Raw genomic sequence first — 18,971 nt, 5'->3', positions numbered from 1 at the left:
TTAGTTGCCTATGCTAGTATTAAAGGAGTGATTCGATGGCAAAGAGAAACAGAAATAAATTACTTGTACCCGAATCTAGACAACAGCTTGATCAATTAAAAGCGAAAGTATCCGGCACTAGCAAACCAGAAGATGCAGCATTAGAGGTAGCTAAAGAATTAGGTATTCCCCTTAAGGAAGGATACAACGGGAAACTTACTTCTGAAGAAGCTGGTAAAGTAGGTGGAAGAATTGGCGGGAATATGGTCAAGGAGCTAGTAAGGATGGCTCAGGAAAGCATAAAGAAAGATCAGTAAATAAATGGACTGGCCCCTGGATAGCGGACACTTTCAAATGTGTATCTATTCGGGGTTTTTATCTTTCTAATCCAGAAGGTTGAGAAGGTAAAGAATAAATTGGATATTTATGTTAAAGTATAAAGAGGATTAAGATTACATAAACGAAGTGGCAGCTTTAAAGAAATCATTAGGAGGGATAAATTTGCTATATTTATCTTTATTATTAGGTTTGACTATAATTGTATTTACAACGAAGCTTACTGAAAAGCTGAAATTATCAAGTGTTTGGTTGTTAGTAGGTCAAATTAGTGCATCATTGGTCATTATATTGCTTGGTAATCTTGAAGTTAGTTATATTACCCATTTTAATCAAATAGAATTAGGCTATTTAACGATTCCATTTGCATTATTATTTCTTGTTGGCTTTACAAATGTACTAAATACTGAAAAACAGCAAAAACCAATAATCTTGCTGATACCATGTATTTCTTTAGTTTGTTTTTCTATATCAGCTCTAATTATGGGGTATTCATTTGTTTCAATCATAGGCATGTGTGCGGCTTTAACAATTATGCTGGTACTGCTTTTAGGTAAAGGAAATATGGGAAGAACATTTACTACATCTATCGGTTTTGTAATTGCAGTACTATCATTAGCCTTGCTTCAGCACACTTTTGTGATGATTTATATTCCGATTTTCACACTAATATTGCCGTTAGCATTGTATCTCATCTTACAAAATAAATTACCGAGTGTACAATCCATTATAATTAGCTCTTTAGTGGCGCTTTTATTTAGCTTAATCATGTTTGTGATCTCTATTAATATAGTGTGGTATTTGGTTGTTGGGTTCACTATTATTTTGGCTATTTCACAATTATCAAGTAAATATCGTTTTATTTAGTAAGTAGTAAAACAAAAGGGCTCGATTCCTAATTCGCGGAATCGAGCCCTTATAAATTGTTTTTGGCGTTTTGTATTATGACTAGTTTGATTTATTGAGTTCTTTAAATATAACATACTTTAAAGCAGAAAGTTCATCTTCGGACAGTTTACCTTCGATTTCGGCTAATAGTGCGTCCTTATTGATTGCACCATTTTGCGCTTGTTGCTGAATATCCAGTAAACGAGTAACGCCCACTTTTTTTATTAACAAACGTGTCGCTTCTTCCTTCGTTTGGAAGGGAAGAGAATCTGGATTTGTAGTTGCTGCCTCGCTAACCATTTCCTGAAGCTTCGGATCGTTCTCAATATAAGTATTTACTTCTTTAAGACTTTCATCATCTAAATTAGTTTCCACTTTTTCGATAATTTTTTCGGATGCGATATTTGTTCCAAAATGCCACACAGCATAACCAGCTGCTCCAAGTAAAACAAGAATTATTGCTGTAAATGTTAAAAACTTTTTCATCAACTCACTCCTGACATAATGAATATAGCACAACTTTTCAAAAACCACGAAGGAAAGTTATTTACTCGAATGGATGTAATTACAAATATTTGTGAATCCAAGGGAGTAAATGGATATTTATACCATATGTTGATACGATATTCTTACAATTAGATATTTTAAAACAAAAAGGGGTGGGGTAGTTGAAAAAAATGTTATCCATAATGTTTTTTCTGGGAATTACCATTTTAGCAGACCTTAAGCTGGAGTATCCATCAGTGGAAATGGAAATTACACCTTTAGATGAATTTCTTGATGAAAATTGGATAGAACCAGAGGAACTTAAAGAAAAGGTAATTGATTTTTTGAAAAATGGCGAAATCATATATAAGTAGGGATTGTAAAAGAATGAATATTAAGCGGAGGGGATATTTTTGAGGTTAAAATACAACTTTATCTGTATAGTCACAGCTATTGTTTTTATATCAGGTTGTTCCAATTCCAATCCATTTGACAATTCATCAGCAGAATGGACTTTTAACTTTGTTGTTTGGGATGGGTATATTTATCAATTAACCGCCGAATATGTAGAAAGCATAGATGAAGAAATCAGCGAAGTAACAAAGTATTCTGATATGGAAGGAACTTATTCTGGAAACTTCTCGAATACATATGAAAAAGGCACAAAGTATTATGCTATACAAGGGATAAGTACAGATGAAGCAATTGCCATAAAAGATGAAGGTAAATATAAAAAAGCAATTAGGGATGGTAAGTATAGGGAGAAGTAATGATAGTCTTTCGCAATCGCAGCGACTCTGTACTATAAGATAATTATGGGAGTGATGGAGATGATTTTTTTGAGGAAAGCAATGATACTTCTTACTTTCATTTTTATTATAGGTTCTTTTCCTTCAATAACAAGTGCGTGTTCCTGTGCAGAATTATCAAGTGTAGAAGAAGAACTTGAACGTTCAGACGCAGTATTTAGCGGGAAAGTGTTAGATATAAAAAAGAAAAAGAGTCTAAAAGGATATTCATATAAATCAGTTCTTTTTGAGGTAACAAATACTTGGAAGGGTGTTGAACAAACACAAATTCTTATTACCAAGGGTGTAGGTGATGCAGATTGTGGATTTAATTTTATTGAGGAAAATGAATATTTGGTTTATGCCAACGAATCAACGATGTATGGGGCAAAATCGCTTGTATCAATCATATGTAGTCGTACGAATAAGTTGAGTTCTTCACAAAACGATTTGGTGGTACTAGGAGAAGGTGAGATTCCGAGTGAAGAAGTTAATTTAAGTGGTGAACAAACTAGAAATCAAATTTTAATTTGGACTTCACTGGGATTAGCCATTTTCATTGTCATTTTAATCATTTTAAATAGAAGGAAACGACGTAAAAACTAGGAGATTAACTATGGGAGAAAATCAATTCTTTGTTTATCTTATTTACGCGAAATAAAATGAGTTTTTGGCAGATTTTGATGAAAATGAATATAACACCTTATATCGATTCTTCCACATACACGATGGTGATGCAATGAAAGCAAATGAAAAGTGGGGGATCCCTGCTAGCGCTATTATTGGAATGGCTATTATTGAAAGTGGCTATGGAACAACAAGAATAGCAATCAATGCCAATAATCTTTTTGGAATAAAAGTATGGGGATATAATCCAGAGAATGCTTGGCAACTACAAGGGCAGCCTGATGAAGATTATGAACGGGTACCTGTGCTCGCTGATTACGGAGAAGATCGCAAAATTTACGATGAAAGCAAAAGAAGAGATAACTGGTATCGTGCATTTAGTACTTATAAAGAAGCGGTAAACTATTTAGCAGGAAACTTACTATTAAATCAGAGATATCTTTTCGCAAAAACAAATTATGATAAAAGAATTAAAAAGGGATGGAGTTTTGATCGAGCATCTAAAGAATATCTATACGACATTGCGAATGCCGGATATAACCATTTGGGAGGTGACTATTATCGAAATAAAGGAGGCGGGGTAATGGATGAATGGGATTTATATCAGTATGATAATAAAAAATTCAAAGACATAAGCGAACATTGGGCAGAGGAACAGATTATGTTCTTAGCTGAAAAGGGCTGGATCTCCGGCTATTCTGATGGTACATATAAACCGAATAATAAGATAACAAGAGCTCAAGCTGCTGCTATTCTAAGTGAGTTTTTATCGTTGCCCCCACTAAATAAAACTACTTCATTTATTGATGTGGAGAAGAGTTTTTGGGCATTAGAATCGATTCATTTAGTAGCGCAACATAAAATAATCAATGGTATTGGCGAAGGTCGTTTTTCACCTCATACTATTTTAACAAGAGCGCAAATGGCACAGATATTCTATAATGCAGGTTTCTATAGCCGATCTGCGAATAATGGTGAGAATTCATTTGAAGATGTAGACAAATACTATTGGGCATATATTGCGATTGAAACGATGAAACAAGAAGGAATTATGGCTGGCTATACTATTAGCCGTTTTGGTCCGAACAACCCAGTAACAAGAGCACAAATGGCGGCTATGATTTATCGAATACATGAAAAAAGCTTAAACAAATAAACCAACAACCAGCGCTATTTTGTAAAAAGGATAAGCGCTTTTTTTCAGTAAGTGTGTTACAAGATTATATTATAAAATGAGTTCATCACCATAAGTTGGGGATGACAAAATTGAAAAAATAAGATTCGCTACGGGAAAGCGCGTTGAAGCAAGTGTTTTTGAAGCTCGCATCCGTTGTACTACATTCCGGGACAGACTTTCCGAACGGCGTGGCTACAAAGCTTTTGTAGATTGTATTGGTTATGAAAAAAATAGTGGAAGGAATTTCCGTTATTTCGAAAATGACATAAAAAATAGTCAAAATAAGGGGAGAAATTTCCGTTATTGACCTAAAAAGCATGAAAATTCAGGATTTTATTTAAAATAACGGTAAAACGTTCCCTTATTTACCCCAAAATGAGCTATATCCTTCAAATAACGGTAAATTCTTCCCTTATTTTGGGCGGGTACTGAAAAACTTAAATAAGGCACTTTCTATCTACTAAGGCGTTTTGCCAAAAATCAACACCATGTTATGGTGATGAACCATAAATCGAAACCTTTTCCAAAATATACCGTCTAATTCACAATAAGAGAGTTGTTGTGGAATATGCTTTTACTTTTGGACTTAAGGGGGAGGGTTATATAATGGGTTGGCTTAATATTGGTAGTCTTGTGCTAGGGCTTATTGCTTGGATACTTCCTGTTGTTAATATTTTTCGAAGCCGTAACAATAGTAATTGGGTAGTTCTTTCCATGCTAAGTATTTGTGCCTGTGTTATTTCGTTATACTTTCAGCTACTATATAATAACTATTTAGTGAAAATTGAGGATTGGTCTGCTCTTATGGATACAAGTGGAGGTGTCGTGGTTGCAGGATCAGTACTCCTTGTTATTACACTCTTTTTAAACATCATGACATTCGTTGTATATCGTAATAGAACGACAACAGAAAGTAGTAAAAGAATTTAAATTAACGCAACTAACTAAAAAGTAGATGCTTCAACATATGACATGTTAAGCATCTACTTTATTTGTTTAGTTAATGGTTTTTATCCTTTAGTTTCCGGTTGCATGATTTGTGGAGGATATAGCCTTTGTCCCAGGAGCACTTGTAAGATAAGACATAGTCCGCCGACTGACCAATACAACGGTAGAGCTGCTGGGGCATTAATAGAAAAAATCACAATCATTATCGGTGACAGTAATCCTATAAATCTTGTTTGTTTTTGCTGTTCGATTGGCATTGCAGATTGTGAAACTTTAAATTGAACAAAATATAATATTCCCGCTATTGCCGTGACAAATAAATCTGGCTGCCCAAGACTAAACCATAAAAATGAATGGGTAGCAATTTCTTCTGAACTCGTAATGGCGTAGTATAAGCCCATTAGGAAGGGCATTTGAATAAGAAGTGGCAAACATCCGATATTTAAAGGATTAATTTCATGCTTTTGATACACTTTCATCATATCCGCCTGTATCTTCTGTTTTTCTTCAAGATTTGTTGCTTCTTTAAGTTTTCGTTGAATTTCTTCTATTTCGGGCTTTGCCAACGCCATCTTTACTTTCATTTCCTGCTGCTTCTTCTGTTGTTTTAACATAAAAGGCATAATGATAAGTCGAATAATGATCGTAACAATAATGATAGCGAAACCGTAGTTATCACCCAATATTCCAGCAAGTCCGTCTAAACTGCTTATAAACGGATTGACAAAGACTTTTTGAAAGGTGCCATCTCCATTACTTTGCTGGCAACCAGATAAGGATAATGCGCTTAATGCAATACCCATATATAAAAATAAATTTTTTGATTTGTACACTCTATTTCCTCCTAGTAATGATCTTTAAATGATTGTAGGAAGAATAGAGATGTCGCCCTCCTCATCGGAGTACTCGTATCTTTTCGTTGACCTTTGTAGCCAAACGATAACAGGGGAAGTAATAAAGAAATTTTCATTAATTACTATTTGTGTTAATGTATTGAGCTGATCATAGATCGGGTAACTTATTTCAAAATATGTAAAATATCCATTTGATAATAGAATATAGACTAGAGCAAAATTCAGTAAAATACTTGAGTATACCGTAAGCATGACGGGTAGATTCATAAATTCGAGCAAAATATCTAACAATGAAAACACCTCAATATAAATTCATATAATCTTATTACGTTTAACGCTAAGAAAAGTTTCAACATTCAATACAATTTATGGAAATGGTGCTGATAAAATAAGCGTTGTTTAAATAATATTTAAAGGCTTGAGCTTGAGGAGCTTACAAAAAGAGAGGGAGTAGCTAGGTACTTAAAATAAGGATTTCTTTACTGTTAAATAAAGGTATTGTAGTATGTATTTGTAAATGTTAAGTTGAAGAAAGTGAGGGTACAGTTATGCTTGAGTCTATTTTCTATATTTTTCCTGCTCTAGCTTTAGTTATAGGTTTATTATTACTTATTGTAGGTAAAACAAAGAAAAATATTAAACTTGTTGGTGCTGGCATAGGTTTTATAATCTGTCTGATTCTTGTTGAATCACCGGATTTTATTCATGGATTTATTCGTGGATTTGGTGATGGATATAATGGCTAACTAAGGCGCGTTCTGCAAAAATGCAGGGACGCGTTTTTTCTTTTTTCCATTATAATCAAATGAAGATTACCTTTTATTAAATTTAATGAATATTTTTGAGAATAAAAAGGATTAGCTTTCGTTGTACGTTATGAAAAAGCTTTTTCAATAACATAGGGAGCGAAGTAAATGAACAGTTCATCAACAAACTTTATTAAGCGATTAAAAAAGCAAAAAGAAGATGCACTCGAGTATATTATTGATGCTTATATGCCACTTGTCAAAACAATCACTACGAAAATTTTATACAATATGAAACGACAAGATATTGATGAGTGTATCAATGATGTTTTTTTAACTGTTTGGCAAAATGCCCATCAGTTTCAAGGAGATGCTCAAGATTTTAAGAAGTGGATTGGCGTAATTACAAAATATAAAGCAATCGATCGGTATCGCCAAACTGAAAAACAAATTGCTCGAGAACAATCAGATATGCTACTTGAAGAAAATGCTGGTAGTTTACAGACCGATCAATTCATCTTGCAACGTGAGGATAAAAATGAAGTATTACTGGCTATTAGTCAATTAACAGATATTGACCGCGATATTTTCATCATGAAATATTATTTGGAACTGTCCAATAATGAAATCGCTGAGAATTTAAATCTTTCAAAAGCTGCTGTTGATAATCGCTTATATCGAGGGAAAAAATTATTAGCGACAAATACAAAATTAAAGGAGCGATTTTTATGAGCCTGAAGAAATGGACGGATTTGGACATTGATCATCTCGAACTGCTCGAAGTGACAGAGATGGAAAAAGCTCGTGTTAAACAGCATGTATTAAAAAAACATAAAAAAGCACCTAGATGGCGAAATATTGTCGTTGCTTCAATAATAGTTCTTAGTGCCACGATAACAACTGGGTTTGCCTTTCCTACAATCGCATCCCAAATTCCGTTTATGGAAAATATTATAGGTTATTTTACGGAAGATGAGCGTTCTAGTAATTTTGAAACCTTCTCTACTGATGTGGGACTTGTTGAAACAAGTAATGGGACTACTGTAATGATAGAAAATGCTGTTTATGATGGGACAAATATTACCGTTTCCTACGCAATTGAAACTGAGCATTCATTTGGTGATAAAATGGATATACTTTCTCATGGCTGGTTTGACGTGAAAGGTTCCATTGGTGGTGGAGGTTCGGGGGAAATGAAAAGGATTTCTGATACACGTTATGTTGGCATTGCCAGTATTACACCCCATTTCAAGGATGCTCTATATCCTGAAATGGTACAGGTAACTTGGAAGCCTGAAAAGTTTACAGATTTCGAAGGTTCAGAAATAAAAGGTGACTGGTACTTTGCCTTTTCATTAGAACGTTTAGAAGGAAATCTAGAACTTCTGAATGAAACAGTTCAAAACGAAGACGTGACATTTACGCTTCAATCGATTGAATATACTCCGGTATCAACCGTTATTTCATATGAACAAGTGGTGACTGATGAACTGCTTAAAACCTGGGAGAGTGTGACACCTACATTTAGAGTAACAGACGACCTTGGACATGTGTATTTAGATGAGCTTGGTGGTGGAGGTATGTCTCACGATAATGGTAAAACATTTATGGGAACAACGGAATTTAGTACGATTCAAGAAGGTGCAAGTCAATTGATCATTCAGCCAATTGAAATTGCCAGTCTTAATTTTGGGGAAGGTCACATAAAAATAGAACTCGATCCTATTGTAATTGACTTGAAGAAATAATTGAGCCAAAGGAGTTTATGAGCGCGATTCTGTAACAAGAATCAGTGCTCATTTTTATTTAAGGCTACCTAACAATGATTATAAATGTTATACTTTTCCATATTTGAGAGGGGGTACTAGTCCAATGGTAAACAACTAATCTGAGAAAATCTTAATTTATTTTATTTAATATAAGATAAACATGAAGATTTTCTCTTTTATCTTACTAATATCTAGAAAAGAGGAAATAACATGTTAAACAAATTCAGCGAAACTATTTATTATATGCCCAATCAAGATGAAAACGATCGACCGACATTAGGACTGGTTTGTGGTGACCAGTATAGTCTAATAATAGACTGTGGTAACTCAACTCAGCATGCTAAGGAATTTATACTAGAAATTGAGAAGCTAAATGTTCCTCCAGTGAAATATGCGGTAATTACCCATGCGCATTGGGACCATTTCCTAGGCATGAATGAATTTGATGCAACTATTATTGTTAATAGTCAAACAAACGAATTATTAAAAACATGGCAAAATTACACATTTGATGACAAGTCACTACAAACGTATGCGCGGACAAAATTGATGAGCGCTAAGTGTATTGAGATTATTCAAGAAGAGATTCCAAATAGAGATAGTTTTAAGTTAAACTCTCCACATATAATTTTTGAAAAAACGTTAACGCTTGATCTAGGTAATAAAATTTGTGTGCTTGAAAAAATTAGTAGTACCCATTCAGACGATGCGACCATCATTTATATCCCAGATGAAAAAGTCCTTTTTTTAGGGGATTGTGTATATGGTACAACGACCAATTCTCTGTTTCAATATAAACAATCTTTATTATTACCAATGATTGAAGACATTCAAAAATATAATGCTGAAGCGTTTCTGATAGGTCATGAATCAATTTGCGATTTAGAGGAAATGACGACATTCTGGAGAGAGTTAAGAGCAGCAAGTGAAGCGGTTAAATCACCTTCATTAGAAAGTGCAATAGAATCCTTCAAGCTTGAAAATAACAGAACCCCAAATGATGATGAGTTGTTCTTTATAAAAGCATTTGTAAATAATCAGATTATCCGATCCCAATAAATTTAGTACATTATCTACCTGTTGGGTGGTGACGATTGGTCCTGAGGGGAACTTAAATTTCGTCTCATATATTTGAAAGGGGTAAATATTTGAATCAAATATTATTAATTATTGATGCACAACAAGAGTTAATTGATGGAAATCAAAAGGTTAAGCCGGTTTTCAATAAAGAGCTGCTTGTTAGGAATATTAATAAAGTGATTGAAAAAGCAAGAGAAGCAGATGTTCCAGTTGTTTTTATAAGGGATCTTGATGTTGCTGAGGGAAAAGGTGATGGATTTCAAATTCACAATGAAATTAATGTTCCCACTGAAGCAAAGATTTTCGATAAAGCTGCAACAAACTCCTTTTATGGAACGGGTCTTTTAGAATATTTAAAATTACAACACGTTAAACACCTTGTGATTATGGGCTGTGAAACACAGCATTGTATAGATAGCGCGGTGAGAACAGCAACTATAAATGGGTTTGATGTAACATTAGTTGGTGATGGGCATTCAACCATTGGTAATGATGTTTTAAGTGCAGAACAAATTATAAAACATCATAATGCTACACTTCACGGTCATTATAATGTTGATCATTTTTCAATTGTCAGAAATTCAGAAGAAGACTTGTTTAGTCCAATTCACGATTCATATAGGTAATTATTTTAAATTTTTAGACGTGCGCGATTCTGCAAACAAGGATCAGCGCTCGTTTTCATTAATAGACATAGTACGAATAGAACATTAAGCTACATACAAAGGAGAAAGTAATGATTGTTTATACCGTACAAAAACTATCAGCCAACAAATTAATGCGAGAACAGGGTTACTTAACAGGAGATATTAAATACTCAATGTTTCCAGAGGCATATAAGTGGATGATGGAACAAATGGAAAAGCGGCTACCTAACTATATAGGTGAAATACCGCCAATATGGGTATGGGAACGTCAAGTTAATCGTAATGAAAAGGCAATTTTTAAAAAGGGAACAAAAGGCATCATTTTAAAGTTAGATATCCCCGAAGAGAACATTCTTTGGTCTCCTTTTGAAGTATGGCATAATATATTAAACGAAGGTCCAATTACATTTGATGAAATGGAATGGGAAGAGTTTGATAAACGTGGGTACTTATTACATGAGATAAAAGAAACCTGGGAGAGGTTATTTGATATGGATTGGCTTGCGAGTCGTCCTAAAGAATGGGCAGGCAATTTTGATGATGAGTGGATGCAAGGTGTCACTCCAAAAATTACAATGGATCAGATTGTCAAAGTGGAACGATTTATTGCGAAATAGTTTACTTTATAAATTAGAGGTAATAGGAATTAACGATGGAGTGCGGTTCTGTAATAAGAATCACGCTTTTTTTTCATTAAGGAGCAAATGGTGAAGTATATATCCTTATGGTAAAATATAGTGAATCAAGGGAGGCTACACTTATGGAAAAGGTTGAACTAAAGCATTTTTCGAAAGAATATTTAAATGTATTAAATTCTTTTGAACTTCCAGAAGAACAAGGGCAGTTTACTGCATTACCAAGTCAGATTTTAAATGTGACAGAAGGCCAATACCGTATTGTTATTTTAAGCGAAAATGAACCGGTAGGATTCTTTTTATTGCATTCAACTGAACGAGTAAAGGAATATTCTGATAACTCGAAAGCTATGTTGTTAACTGCATTGTCAGTTAATCATGCGAAGCAAGGGAAGGGGTATGCTAAACAAGGTATGCTCTTATTAAGAGGGTTTGTAAAAACTGAATTTCCTAATTGTGATGAGATCATTTTAGTCGTTAATCATAAAAATATTCCAGCTCAGAAACTATACTTAAGAGTAGGTTTTGAGGATACAGGTAGGAGAAAAATTGGTCCTAAGGGTGAACAGTTTGTAATGAATTTATTGTTGCAAAATACATAACTCTGCTTCAACTGTAAAGTGCTTTCTTAGATAAGGTTATTTGATATTACATTCGAAATCCAGATTGTGGAATAACAAGTTATTATTAAAGTGCTTTTTTTTGTTAAATTAAGTAACTATTTTAGGAGGAAGTAAGATGACTATAAAAAGTCTTAATCATCTCTTGTTTTCAGTTTCTAATTTGGAAAAATCGATAGAATTTTATAAAAATGTATTTGATGCAAAACTATTAGTTAAAGGTAGAAGTACAGCATATTTTGATTTAAATGGTATTTGGCTTGCTCTTAATGAAGAAAAGAATATTCCTCGTAATGAAGTTAAGCTATCTTATACACATATAGCATTTTCGATAGACGAAACAGAGTTAGATGTGATTTATCAAAAGCTTGTAAATTTAAACGTTAATATTTTATCAGGACGAGCGAGAGATGAAAGAGATAAAAAATCAATTTATTTTACGGATTTAGACGGTCATAAATTTGAATTTCATTCGGGAACCTTACAAGATAGGCTTGATTATTATAAAGAAGATAAAAAACATATGGAATTTTACGATTATTAAACAAAATAATGTTCATAGTTATAGAAACAATTAATTAATGCGGACCTTAGATTAGATAACTAAATAATCTGTTTGTGATAAGATAATAGGAATAAGTCTATGTTTTAGGAGGACCACATGAGCTTGATAGCGCAACATCCTTATATAAAAGTAGAAAGAAAAGTAACAGGTATTGAACAGGTTGAAATTGAGCATGAAAGAATTATTTTCTTATACATTGATAAGGTCATTACACAGCATAGAGAATTTCCGATTAAGGTGGTAACGGATTTTTCTTATCGGGAAATTGCAAATCAAGGTGGTATTCTCTATTTACACACGTTACAAGGTGTATATACGTATAATGTGAAATCTTCACCAGAAGCTTTTATCACAGCATATAGAGAATATTTCAAGTAAATAATTTTTCTACTACAAGCGGACTTTACAGAAGTTCGTTTTTTTTGTATGCAGGCTGTTTTGCAATAATTAAGACCACACGTATGGCTATTTATTATCATTTAATAAAACAAAGAAAAAAGTTACAATTTATGGTAATGAACTTAGTGAGGAACGGATTCTTACAATTATTAAAGGGTGGTTGTTTATGAGGAAATGGAAAACAATAAAATCAGATTATATACATAAAAGTCCATTCGGCAATATTAGAAAAGACCAATGCGAGCTTCCGAATGGAATTGTGATTGATGATTATTATGTAAATGAATACTCAGATTGGGTAAATGCAGTGGTTATAACAAAAGAGAATCAGATTGTACTTGTTGAACAGTATCGTTACGTAGGAGAAGATTTTTACCTAGAAGTCCCTGCTGGAAAAATCGAAGAAAATGAAACATATGAGGAAGGGATCATTCGGGAAGTAATAGAAGAAACAGGTTATATTTCAGTGAAAAAGCCTATCTATTTGGGAGAATTCATGGTGAATCCAGCCACACAAAATAACAAAGTAATAACTTATCTAATTCTCGATGCTTTTAAAGAATTTGAACAGGATCTAGATGATACTGAAGAACTAACTGTTAAATTAATAGATTTTAATGATATGGGAAATTTAATTCGAAAAAAAGAGATTAACACACAACTTTTTACAGCACATGCTTATATGATGGCTAAAATGTACCTTATGGAAACGTAATGGTTCTTCTTAAGCGAATGGTGATTTAAAGGGGAGGAGATAAAAAATGATTGAATTACGAAGAATAGACGGGGATAACATAGATGAAGTAATAGCGCTTGATGTTGGAGAAAATCAGAAAGAATTTATATTAGAAACTACTAATCTTAGATGCTTCGCAGACGCTCATATGTTGAACACAGATGGTATACCAGCGACTCCATTAGCCATTTATGCTGATGATAATATGGTGGGATTTTTGATGTATATTTACGACACGACAGATCATGAATCATTTCAAAATGAAGATTTTTATGGGGAGAAGACCTATTTCATTTGGCATTTTATGATTGATAAGCGTTATCAGGGGAAAGGATATGGCAAACTTGCCTTTGAAAAAATGTTGGCGGATATTGAAAAGATCCCATATGGGGAAGCGCAACATGTAGACCTTTTTTATCATAAAGATAATGTCGTAGCTAAAGAATTTTACGCTTCATTAGGTTTTGTAGAAACAGGCATTATTCAGGATAATTCGGTGCATGCGATTAGAAAACTAGATAGCAAATTAACAGCAACCATAGTGGAATAGGATTTCTCGGAAAGAAGTCTCGCTTGGGATGAGTTATATAAAGCTGAGGAGATCAGGTTAAGCGACAAAAATAGACGGAGAAATTCCGTCTATTTATTAAAAAAACATAAAATTCCATGGTTTTGTGGTAGATAAGCGGAAATTCTCCCCTTATTTTCCCTGAAATGCTTAGAATCCACCAAATAACCGGAAATCCTCCGCTTATTTTTTGCTCCCCTAATTGCTTAATTCGCATTGATATGGGTTTTTATAATTGTTATGACAGTTAAGGGTAAAGGAGTGACATATTATTTTAGAGAATTTTATCGGTATATTAATTGTTTTATTGATACTGGGGATATGTTTTTCAATCATGTTATGGAGCTTCAATCTAATTTATAAAACTATATTAAAACCAAAAAAGAATAGTGATGTTAAGCTTACATACGAATTGAATTCTTTAAAAGAACGAGTAGAGGCGCTTGAAAGAAAATTAGATAACTTAAATAACAAGTAAACGCCTCAAAGCACACACAAACGCTCTCTTAAATAACAGGGGAGCGTTATTTATTATTTATGATTTATCACTCGCTAAATTCTTACTTTAAGGAAGGTATTAGTGTAAGTATACAACGTATTAAAAGTATACCAATATAATGAATATACTGGAAATCCTTCTATAGTTGTTATTTTAGAATCATCTTATTAAATGTTGAAAAGTTTATATAAAGTTTATATTGGAGAGCTATACTTCTGTAAGAGAAGTAGATAACGTGAATGTTTTTATCCAAACTCGATAAAGCTATTTTTAGTTTTTAAGAGAATTTTATTATATAAAGATAGTTTTTAAGGTAGGGATAACTTATTTTCGTATAATCTATTTCTATTAGACATATTAATAGGGGGAACTAAGAATGTTTTTAGCAATAAAAGAAATGAAACATTCAAAAACTCGTTTTGCAATGATTGGCGCTATTATCATGCTAATCGCATGGCTTGTTTTTATTTTGTCGGGCCTAGGTAATGGATTATCAACATTAGCAGCGGCAACGATGAAAAATATTGACGGTGATCTTTTCATTTATGAAGAGGGTTCTGAAGGAACGATGATGAAAACGAAAGTGTCTGGAGCAATTGCAGATGATATCGAAGGTAAATACGGTGTCAAAGAAGCAGCGAAATTTGGACAATCTACAATTATCGTACACAATCCTAAGATTACAGACTCAAAAGTAAATGAAGATGTAGCCTTTTTAGGGATTGAGCCAGGGAAATTCATCGAGCCAAAAGTAATTGAAGGTAAACAGCTTTCAAATGACAATTTATTCGGTGTCGTTATCGACGAATCTTTAGCAGATAAAGGCTATTCAATTGGTGATAAATTCGAAGTAACATCTTCTGACATTACGTTAGAGGTTGTTGGTATTACAAAAGGTGAAACTTTTAACCATTTACCAACAGTATTTGTAAACGTTGAAACTTGGCAAAGCTATGCATTCGCAGCACCTGGCTCAGACAATGGGTTAGAAAGCCCAGTAGCCATGATTGCGCTACAAGGTGAAAATGTAGATGCAGATGCGATTGCAAGCAACTATGATGCAATTGAAACGGTAACAAAATCAGACGCTATTATGGGTATGCCTGGTTATAAAGAAGAAAGTGCAACAATTTATATGATGCTAGCATTCTTGTTTGCCATCTCAGCAGTAATTATCGCTGTATTCTTCTATGTATTCATCTTACAAAAAACACAACAATTCGGTGTTATGAAAGCAATTGGTGCTTCAGACCGTTTTATTAAAAATTCAATTATCTCACAAGTATTTGTCTTATCATTAGGAAGCATTATCGCTGGTATTGGATTGACATATTTAACGGCTTTAGTCTTCCCAGAAGGAATGCCATTTAACTTAGACTTTAAAATGGTACTGATTTATGCCGTTGTCTTACTAATTGTTTCTGTTCTAGGTTCCGTGATTTCAGCTCGTCAAGTAACGAAAATCGATCCATTAACAGCGATTGGGAGAGTGGAATAAATGACAGGTTTAGTATTAAAAAATGTTACAAAATCATTTAAAGAAGGCGACTCAACAGTTGATGCATTAAAAAATGTTTCACTATCTGTAAATCCTGGTGAATTCATCGCAATTATTGGTCCATCCGGTTCAGGTAAAAGTACATTGTTATCGATCGCTGGTGCGCTTCTACAACCTTCTAAAGGTGAAGTATTAGTAAATGATACAAATATTGGGCAAATGAAAGAAAAAGAACTTTCTTCATTCCGTTTAACAGACATCGGCTTCATCTTACAAACGTCAAACTTAATCCCGTATTTAAATGTATTGGATCAACTTCTGCTTGTATGTAAGATGAAAGGCAAAGTAACTGCTAAAGAAGTCAAATTCGCGAAAGCGTTACTAAAAGACTTAGGTTTAGGGCAAAAATTATCGAAATTCCCGAATGAATTATCAGGGGGAGAACGTCAACGTGTTGCGATCGCTCGTGCATTTGTTAACAACTCAAACGTTATTTTGGCAGACGAACCGACAGCAAGTTTAGACTCTAACCGTGCATTTGAAGTAGTGAAACAAATTCGATATGAAGTAAAAGAACGTAATAAAGCAGCCGTTATGGTAACCCATGATGAGCGTATGCTAGAGTTCTGTGATAAAGTGTACCGCATGGAAGACGGCGTATTAACGCTAGAAAGATAATAAACTAAGAAATAGCTTATGAAATCAAATTTGATTATCATAAGCTATTTTTATTTTTGAATATAAAATAGAATTTCTCATAAAGCGATTCCATGTCGAATAAATTGATTACCAGTGTGAAAAAAGGGGATGTAAATAGCATAGAAAATTATTTGAAGAGTGCTGTTTTTGAACATCAGTTTTGGCTTCAAGTGCTAGGAGATCATTCACGATTTATTTATGATTCGTTATATCCTTCTGAACAAGAGGACATTTCTAAAGCTGCCTCCTTTATCCATCACTTTGATCAACTACTTTCTCAAGTAAGTACACTTAACGAATCCAATGCGATTTTTTTCGCTAATAATGTTGAAGAATCAATAAAACTTTTAAGGGCCTTCAAACTATCGATTATTGAACGCCATATAACAAGTGAAATGAAAATTCATTTAACACCTACTTTCATAAATCATATGGTAAATGAATTAGAAGAATATTTACGTATATTAAACTATCTCAAACAGGGGGAAATACCACCAATATTTCACGAGTTACATCATCATTTAATCTGGTTGTTAGATGCATCGGGTCATGCAGGTGCCATTAATGACCAATTGGATGGTGTAGAAAGACGGTTAAAGGAAAAAAGCAGTACTTTTACAAAACACTTTGATCAATTTTATTTGAAAGCTGTAGAATTAACTGGCTATTTACGTACAAATATACAAAAATTCCCGGCGATAAATAGATTTAACGATGAGGTTGAAGTAGAAATGGGTTTATTTAAGACTTTTCTAAATGAACTTGAAGAAATGGAGTTAAGTGCGGAAGTGTTAGGGACATTTACAGCGTCTATGGCTGACCACATGGCGAGGGAGGAACAATACTATTTAATGAAATTAGCAGAGTCGACTAAATAGTTATTTTGAAATACTAATAAAATCATAAATGAAGAACGTTAATCTAAATGATTAGCGTTCTTTTTTATGTCGGATACACTCGTTTGAATAGCTTAAAAATAGGCTCATGTAGCATGGATTCTGAAGGATGAAAAACTTCAACCGTGTAGTGGCTAGTCATAATTGTAACGTTTGTAACACAAATGCAAAAGAGGCGCCATTCATTCCCTAATGATTTTAGAATAGTTTTCTAGTAAGCTTGTAATAGACAACAAGAAAGGAATGATTCAGTAATGTTGAAAAAAAGTATCGTGTTGTTCTTCGGTATTATGCTTTTAGCGCTGCCAGACTCTGCATCTGCAGCTACCTATACAGTAAAAAGTGGGGACACGCTTTGGAAGATTGCTTCTAAAAATCAAATCGGTCTAAGCGAATTAATTTCTCTAAACCCTACACTAAAAAATCCGGACATGATTTATGTTGGAGATAAAATTACTATTTCTGAAAATGAACAACAAGCAGTAGAAGAGCAAGTAGTTAACTTGGTGAACAAAGAACGTGCGAAAGAAGGGTTAGCCCCACTTACAATGGATTGGGAGCTTGCACGTGTAGCAAAATATAAATCACAAGACATGCACGACAAAAAATATTTTAGCCATACAAGCCCAACTTACGGGTCACCATTTGATATGATGAAAAAATTTGATATCAGCTATAAATCAGCCGGTGAAAATATTGCACAAGGTCAAAAGTCAGCCACGCAAGTTATGGACGCATGGATGAATAGTTCAGGCCACCGAGCAAATATTATGAATGCGCAATTTACACATATTGGTGTAGGCTACGTTAAAGACGGTAACTACTGGACACAAATGTTTATTAAAAAATAAAATTATCATTATTCAAAACTATAATTAAGGCTTGAAATAATTACATATTTTCAAGACAAATATTTTTAGTTAATTATTGAACAAGCGGGCGCTAATTCTGTAACAAGAATCAGCGCTTGTTTTCAGTAGAGGGCAGTGAAAAAGAACGAATTCTATGATCAGGAATTCGTTCCTTCTTAGCTTATATGGTACAAGACCTCTGCATTGATAGAATTAGCTAGTGTAAAAGACTATGTTTTTTTACAATGGCTAAATATATTGAAGATGCTATGCTTTGAACGAAGAAGACTAACATTACATAAAAGATAAAAAATTCACGATTAAATAACTCAAATATTGCTACTAATATTACTCCAATGACTATTCCACTAGTTAGAAGAGTGTAAGAAAACGACTTTATTTTAAAAATAATTAATTGTCCTCTTTCATCTTGGGATTCCTTGTTACGCTCGAATTTCATTTTATAAAATTCGGATACCATTACCATTACAACTAACGCCAAAATAATAAATGTAAAAATATTAGCCAATTTTAATCCTCCCTCTATAAATGTTGATGTATCAATGGCTTGCGCCAATTATGAGCGTCAAAAAATATTTTTTAGACTCGTACATCTATCGTTATTTTGTAATTCTTGATTTTTCTTACATATTGTCCGTAAGCTTCGCTAAAGGAGGAAC

The 18,971-nt window shown here is 33.6% G+C and carries 25 protein-coding genes; 22 read left to right on the top strand and 3 right to left on the bottom strand.

Features of this window, described 5'->3' with window-relative positions:
* Positions 1–35 precede the first annotated feature (35 nt).
* Both H9632_RS09625 and H9632_RS09620 read left to right on the top strand, forming a co-directional pair.
* Positions 36–296, top strand: a complete 261-nt coding sequence (locus H9632_RS09625) for an alpha/beta-type small acid-soluble spore protein (RefSeq protein WP_191703896.1) — start codon at positions 36–38, stop codon at positions 294–296.
* Positions 297–480: 184 nt separating this feature from the next.
* A complete protein-coding gene (locus H9632_RS09620; protein ID WP_191703895.1) occupies positions 481–1,182 on the top strand; it encodes an MraY family glycosyltransferase in 702 nt (233 codons plus the stop codon).
* Between the two features lie 81 nt (positions 1,183–1,263).
* Here H9632_RS09620 and H9632_RS09615 read toward each other — a convergent pair whose 3' ends face one another.
* Complete coding sequence (locus H9632_RS09615) at positions 1,264–1,689, bottom strand: hypothetical protein (RefSeq protein ID WP_191703894.1); 426 nt, start codon at positions 1,687–1,689, stop codon at positions 1,264–1,266.
* A gap of 182 nt (positions 1,690–1,871) precedes the next feature.
* Between H9632_RS09615 and H9632_RS09610 the strand changes: the two genes are divergently transcribed.
* From H9632_RS09610 to H9632_RS09590, 5 genes are all read left to right on the top strand, one after another.
* Complete coding sequence (locus H9632_RS09610; protein WP_191703893.1) at positions 1,872–2,063, top strand: hypothetical protein; 192 nt, start codon at positions 1,872–1,874, stop codon at positions 2,061–2,063.
* A gap of 39 nt (positions 2,064–2,102) precedes the next feature.
* A complete protein-coding gene (locus H9632_RS09605; protein ID WP_225223775.1) occupies positions 2,103–2,459 on the top strand; it encodes a hypothetical protein in 357 nt (118 codons plus the stop codon).
* Positions 2,460–2,528: 69 nt separating this feature from the next.
* Positions 2,529–3,083, top strand: a complete 555-nt coding sequence (locus H9632_RS09600) for a hypothetical protein (RefSeq protein WP_191703892.1) — start codon at positions 2,529–2,531, stop codon at positions 3,081–3,083.
* 64 nt (positions 3,084–3,147) lie between these two features.
* Positions 3,148–4,260, top strand: coding sequence for an S-layer homology domain-containing protein (locus H9632_RS09595; protein ID WP_225223774.1), 1,113 nt, complete (start codon positions 3,148–3,150; stop codon positions 4,258–4,260).
* A gap of 627 nt (positions 4,261–4,887) precedes the next feature.
* Positions 4,888–5,211, top strand: a complete 324-nt coding sequence (locus H9632_RS09590) for a hypothetical protein (RefSeq protein ID WP_225223773.1) — start codon at positions 4,888–4,890, stop codon at positions 5,209–5,211.
* An 80-nt stretch (positions 5,212–5,291) separates the two neighbouring features.
* Here H9632_RS09590 and yidC read toward each other — a convergent pair whose 3' ends face one another.
* Positions 5,292–6,062 carry a membrane protein insertase YidC gene (gene yidC, locus H9632_RS09585; protein ID WP_318247691.1) on the bottom strand — a complete coding sequence of 257 codons (771 nt, stop codon included), beginning with the start codon at positions 6,060–6,062 and terminating at the stop codon, positions 5,292–5,294.
* A gap of 569 nt (positions 6,063–6,631) precedes the next feature.
* On the opposite strand from yidC, the gene H9632_RS09580 reads away from it, so the two are divergent.
* From H9632_RS09580 to H9632_RS09510, 15 genes are all read left to right on the top strand, one after another.
* Complete coding sequence (locus H9632_RS09580) at positions 6,632–6,829, top strand: hypothetical protein (protein ID WP_191703891.1); 198 nt, start codon at positions 6,632–6,634, stop codon at positions 6,827–6,829.
* Between the two features lie 168 nt (positions 6,830–6,997).
* Positions 6,998–7,561 (top strand): sigma-70 family RNA polymerase sigma factor, encoded by a 564-nt coding sequence (locus H9632_RS09575; protein WP_191703890.1) that lies wholly within the window; start codon positions 6,998–7,000, stop codon positions 7,559–7,561.
* Positions 7,558–8,577, top strand: a complete 1,020-nt coding sequence (locus H9632_RS09570; RefSeq protein WP_191703889.1) for a DUF4179 domain-containing protein — start codon at positions 7,558–7,560, stop codon at positions 8,575–8,577. The genes H9632_RS09575 and H9632_RS09570 overlap by 4 nt, the downstream gene beginning before the upstream one ends.
* Positions 8,578–8,808: 231 nt before the next feature.
* Positions 8,809–9,657 (top strand): MBL fold metallo-hydrolase, encoded by an 849-nt coding sequence (locus H9632_RS09565; RefSeq protein ID WP_191703888.1) that lies wholly within the window; start codon positions 8,809–8,811, stop codon positions 9,655–9,657.
* Positions 9,658–9,746: 89 nt separating this feature from the next.
* The gene (locus tag H9632_RS09560) at positions 9,747–10,304 is read left to right on the top strand and encodes a cysteine hydrolase family protein (RefSeq protein ID WP_191703887.1); all 558 of its coding nucleotides are present in this window, start codon (positions 9,747–9,749) and stop codon (positions 10,302–10,304) included.
* 110 nt (positions 10,305–10,414) lie between these two features.
* Positions 10,415–10,942 (top strand): DUF3841 domain-containing protein, encoded by a 528-nt coding sequence (locus H9632_RS09555; protein ID WP_191703886.1) that lies wholly within the window; start codon positions 10,415–10,417, stop codon positions 10,940–10,942.
* A 143-nt stretch (positions 10,943–11,085) separates the two neighbouring features.
* Positions 11,086–11,562: a GNAT family N-acetyltransferase gene (locus H9632_RS09550; protein WP_191703885.1), complete on the top strand. Its 477-nt coding sequence runs from the start codon at positions 11,086–11,088 to the stop codon at positions 11,560–11,562.
* A gap of 136 nt (positions 11,563–11,698) precedes the next feature.
* Positions 11,699–12,124: a FosM family fosfomycin resistance protein gene (fosM, locus tag H9632_RS09545; protein ID WP_191703884.1), complete on the top strand. Its 426-nt coding sequence runs from the start codon at positions 11,699–11,701 to the stop codon at positions 12,122–12,124.
* 117 nt (positions 12,125–12,241) lie between these two features.
* Complete coding sequence (locus H9632_RS09540; RefSeq protein ID WP_191703883.1) at positions 12,242–12,523, top strand: hypothetical protein; 282 nt, start codon at positions 12,242–12,244, stop codon at positions 12,521–12,523.
* 187 nt (positions 12,524–12,710) lie between these two features.
* The gene (locus tag H9632_RS09535; RefSeq protein ID WP_191703882.1) at positions 12,711–13,259 is read left to right on the top strand and encodes an NUDIX hydrolase; all 549 of its coding nucleotides are present in this window, start codon (positions 12,711–12,713) and stop codon (positions 13,257–13,259) included.
* Positions 13,260–13,305: 46 nt separating this feature from the next.
* Positions 13,306–13,830, top strand: a complete 525-nt coding sequence (locus tag H9632_RS09530) for a GNAT family N-acetyltransferase (protein ID WP_191703881.1) — start codon at positions 13,306–13,308, stop codon at positions 13,828–13,830.
* 893 nt (positions 13,831–14,723) lie between these two features.
* Entirely contained in the window at positions 14,724–15,845 is a 1,122-nt protein-coding gene (locus H9632_RS09525; protein ID WP_191703880.1) for an ABC transporter permease, read from the top strand.
* On the top strand, positions 15,846–16,523 hold the full coding sequence (locus H9632_RS09520; RefSeq protein WP_191703879.1) for an ABC transporter ATP-binding protein: 678 nt from the start codon (positions 15,846–15,848) through the stop codon (positions 16,521–16,523).
* Between the two features lie 92 nt (positions 16,524–16,615).
* Entirely contained in the window at positions 16,616–17,422 is an 807-nt protein-coding gene (locus tag H9632_RS09515; protein WP_225223772.1) for a DUF2935 domain-containing protein, read from the top strand.
* Positions 17,423–17,694: 272 nt separating this feature from the next.
* Positions 17,695–18,291 carry a CAP domain-containing protein gene (locus tag H9632_RS09510; protein WP_191703878.1) on the top strand — a complete coding sequence of 199 codons (597 nt, stop codon included), beginning with the start codon at positions 17,695–17,697 and terminating at the stop codon, positions 18,289–18,291.
* Positions 18,292–18,508: 217 nt separating this feature from the next.
* Here H9632_RS09510 and H9632_RS09505 read toward each other — a convergent pair whose 3' ends face one another.
* Complete coding sequence (locus H9632_RS09505; protein WP_191703877.1) at positions 18,509–18,820, bottom strand: hypothetical protein; 312 nt, start codon at positions 18,818–18,820, stop codon at positions 18,509–18,511.
* Between the last annotated feature and the right edge of the window lie 151 nt (positions 18,821–18,971).

This window comes from Solibacillus merdavium (assembly GCF_014836935.1).
Lineage (GTDB): Bacteria > Bacillota > Bacilli > Bacillales_A > Planococcaceae > Solibacillus > Solibacillus ferritrahens.
Note: the sequence above shows the minus strand (reverse complement) of the source record. Positions and strands in the feature narration are given on the sequence as shown.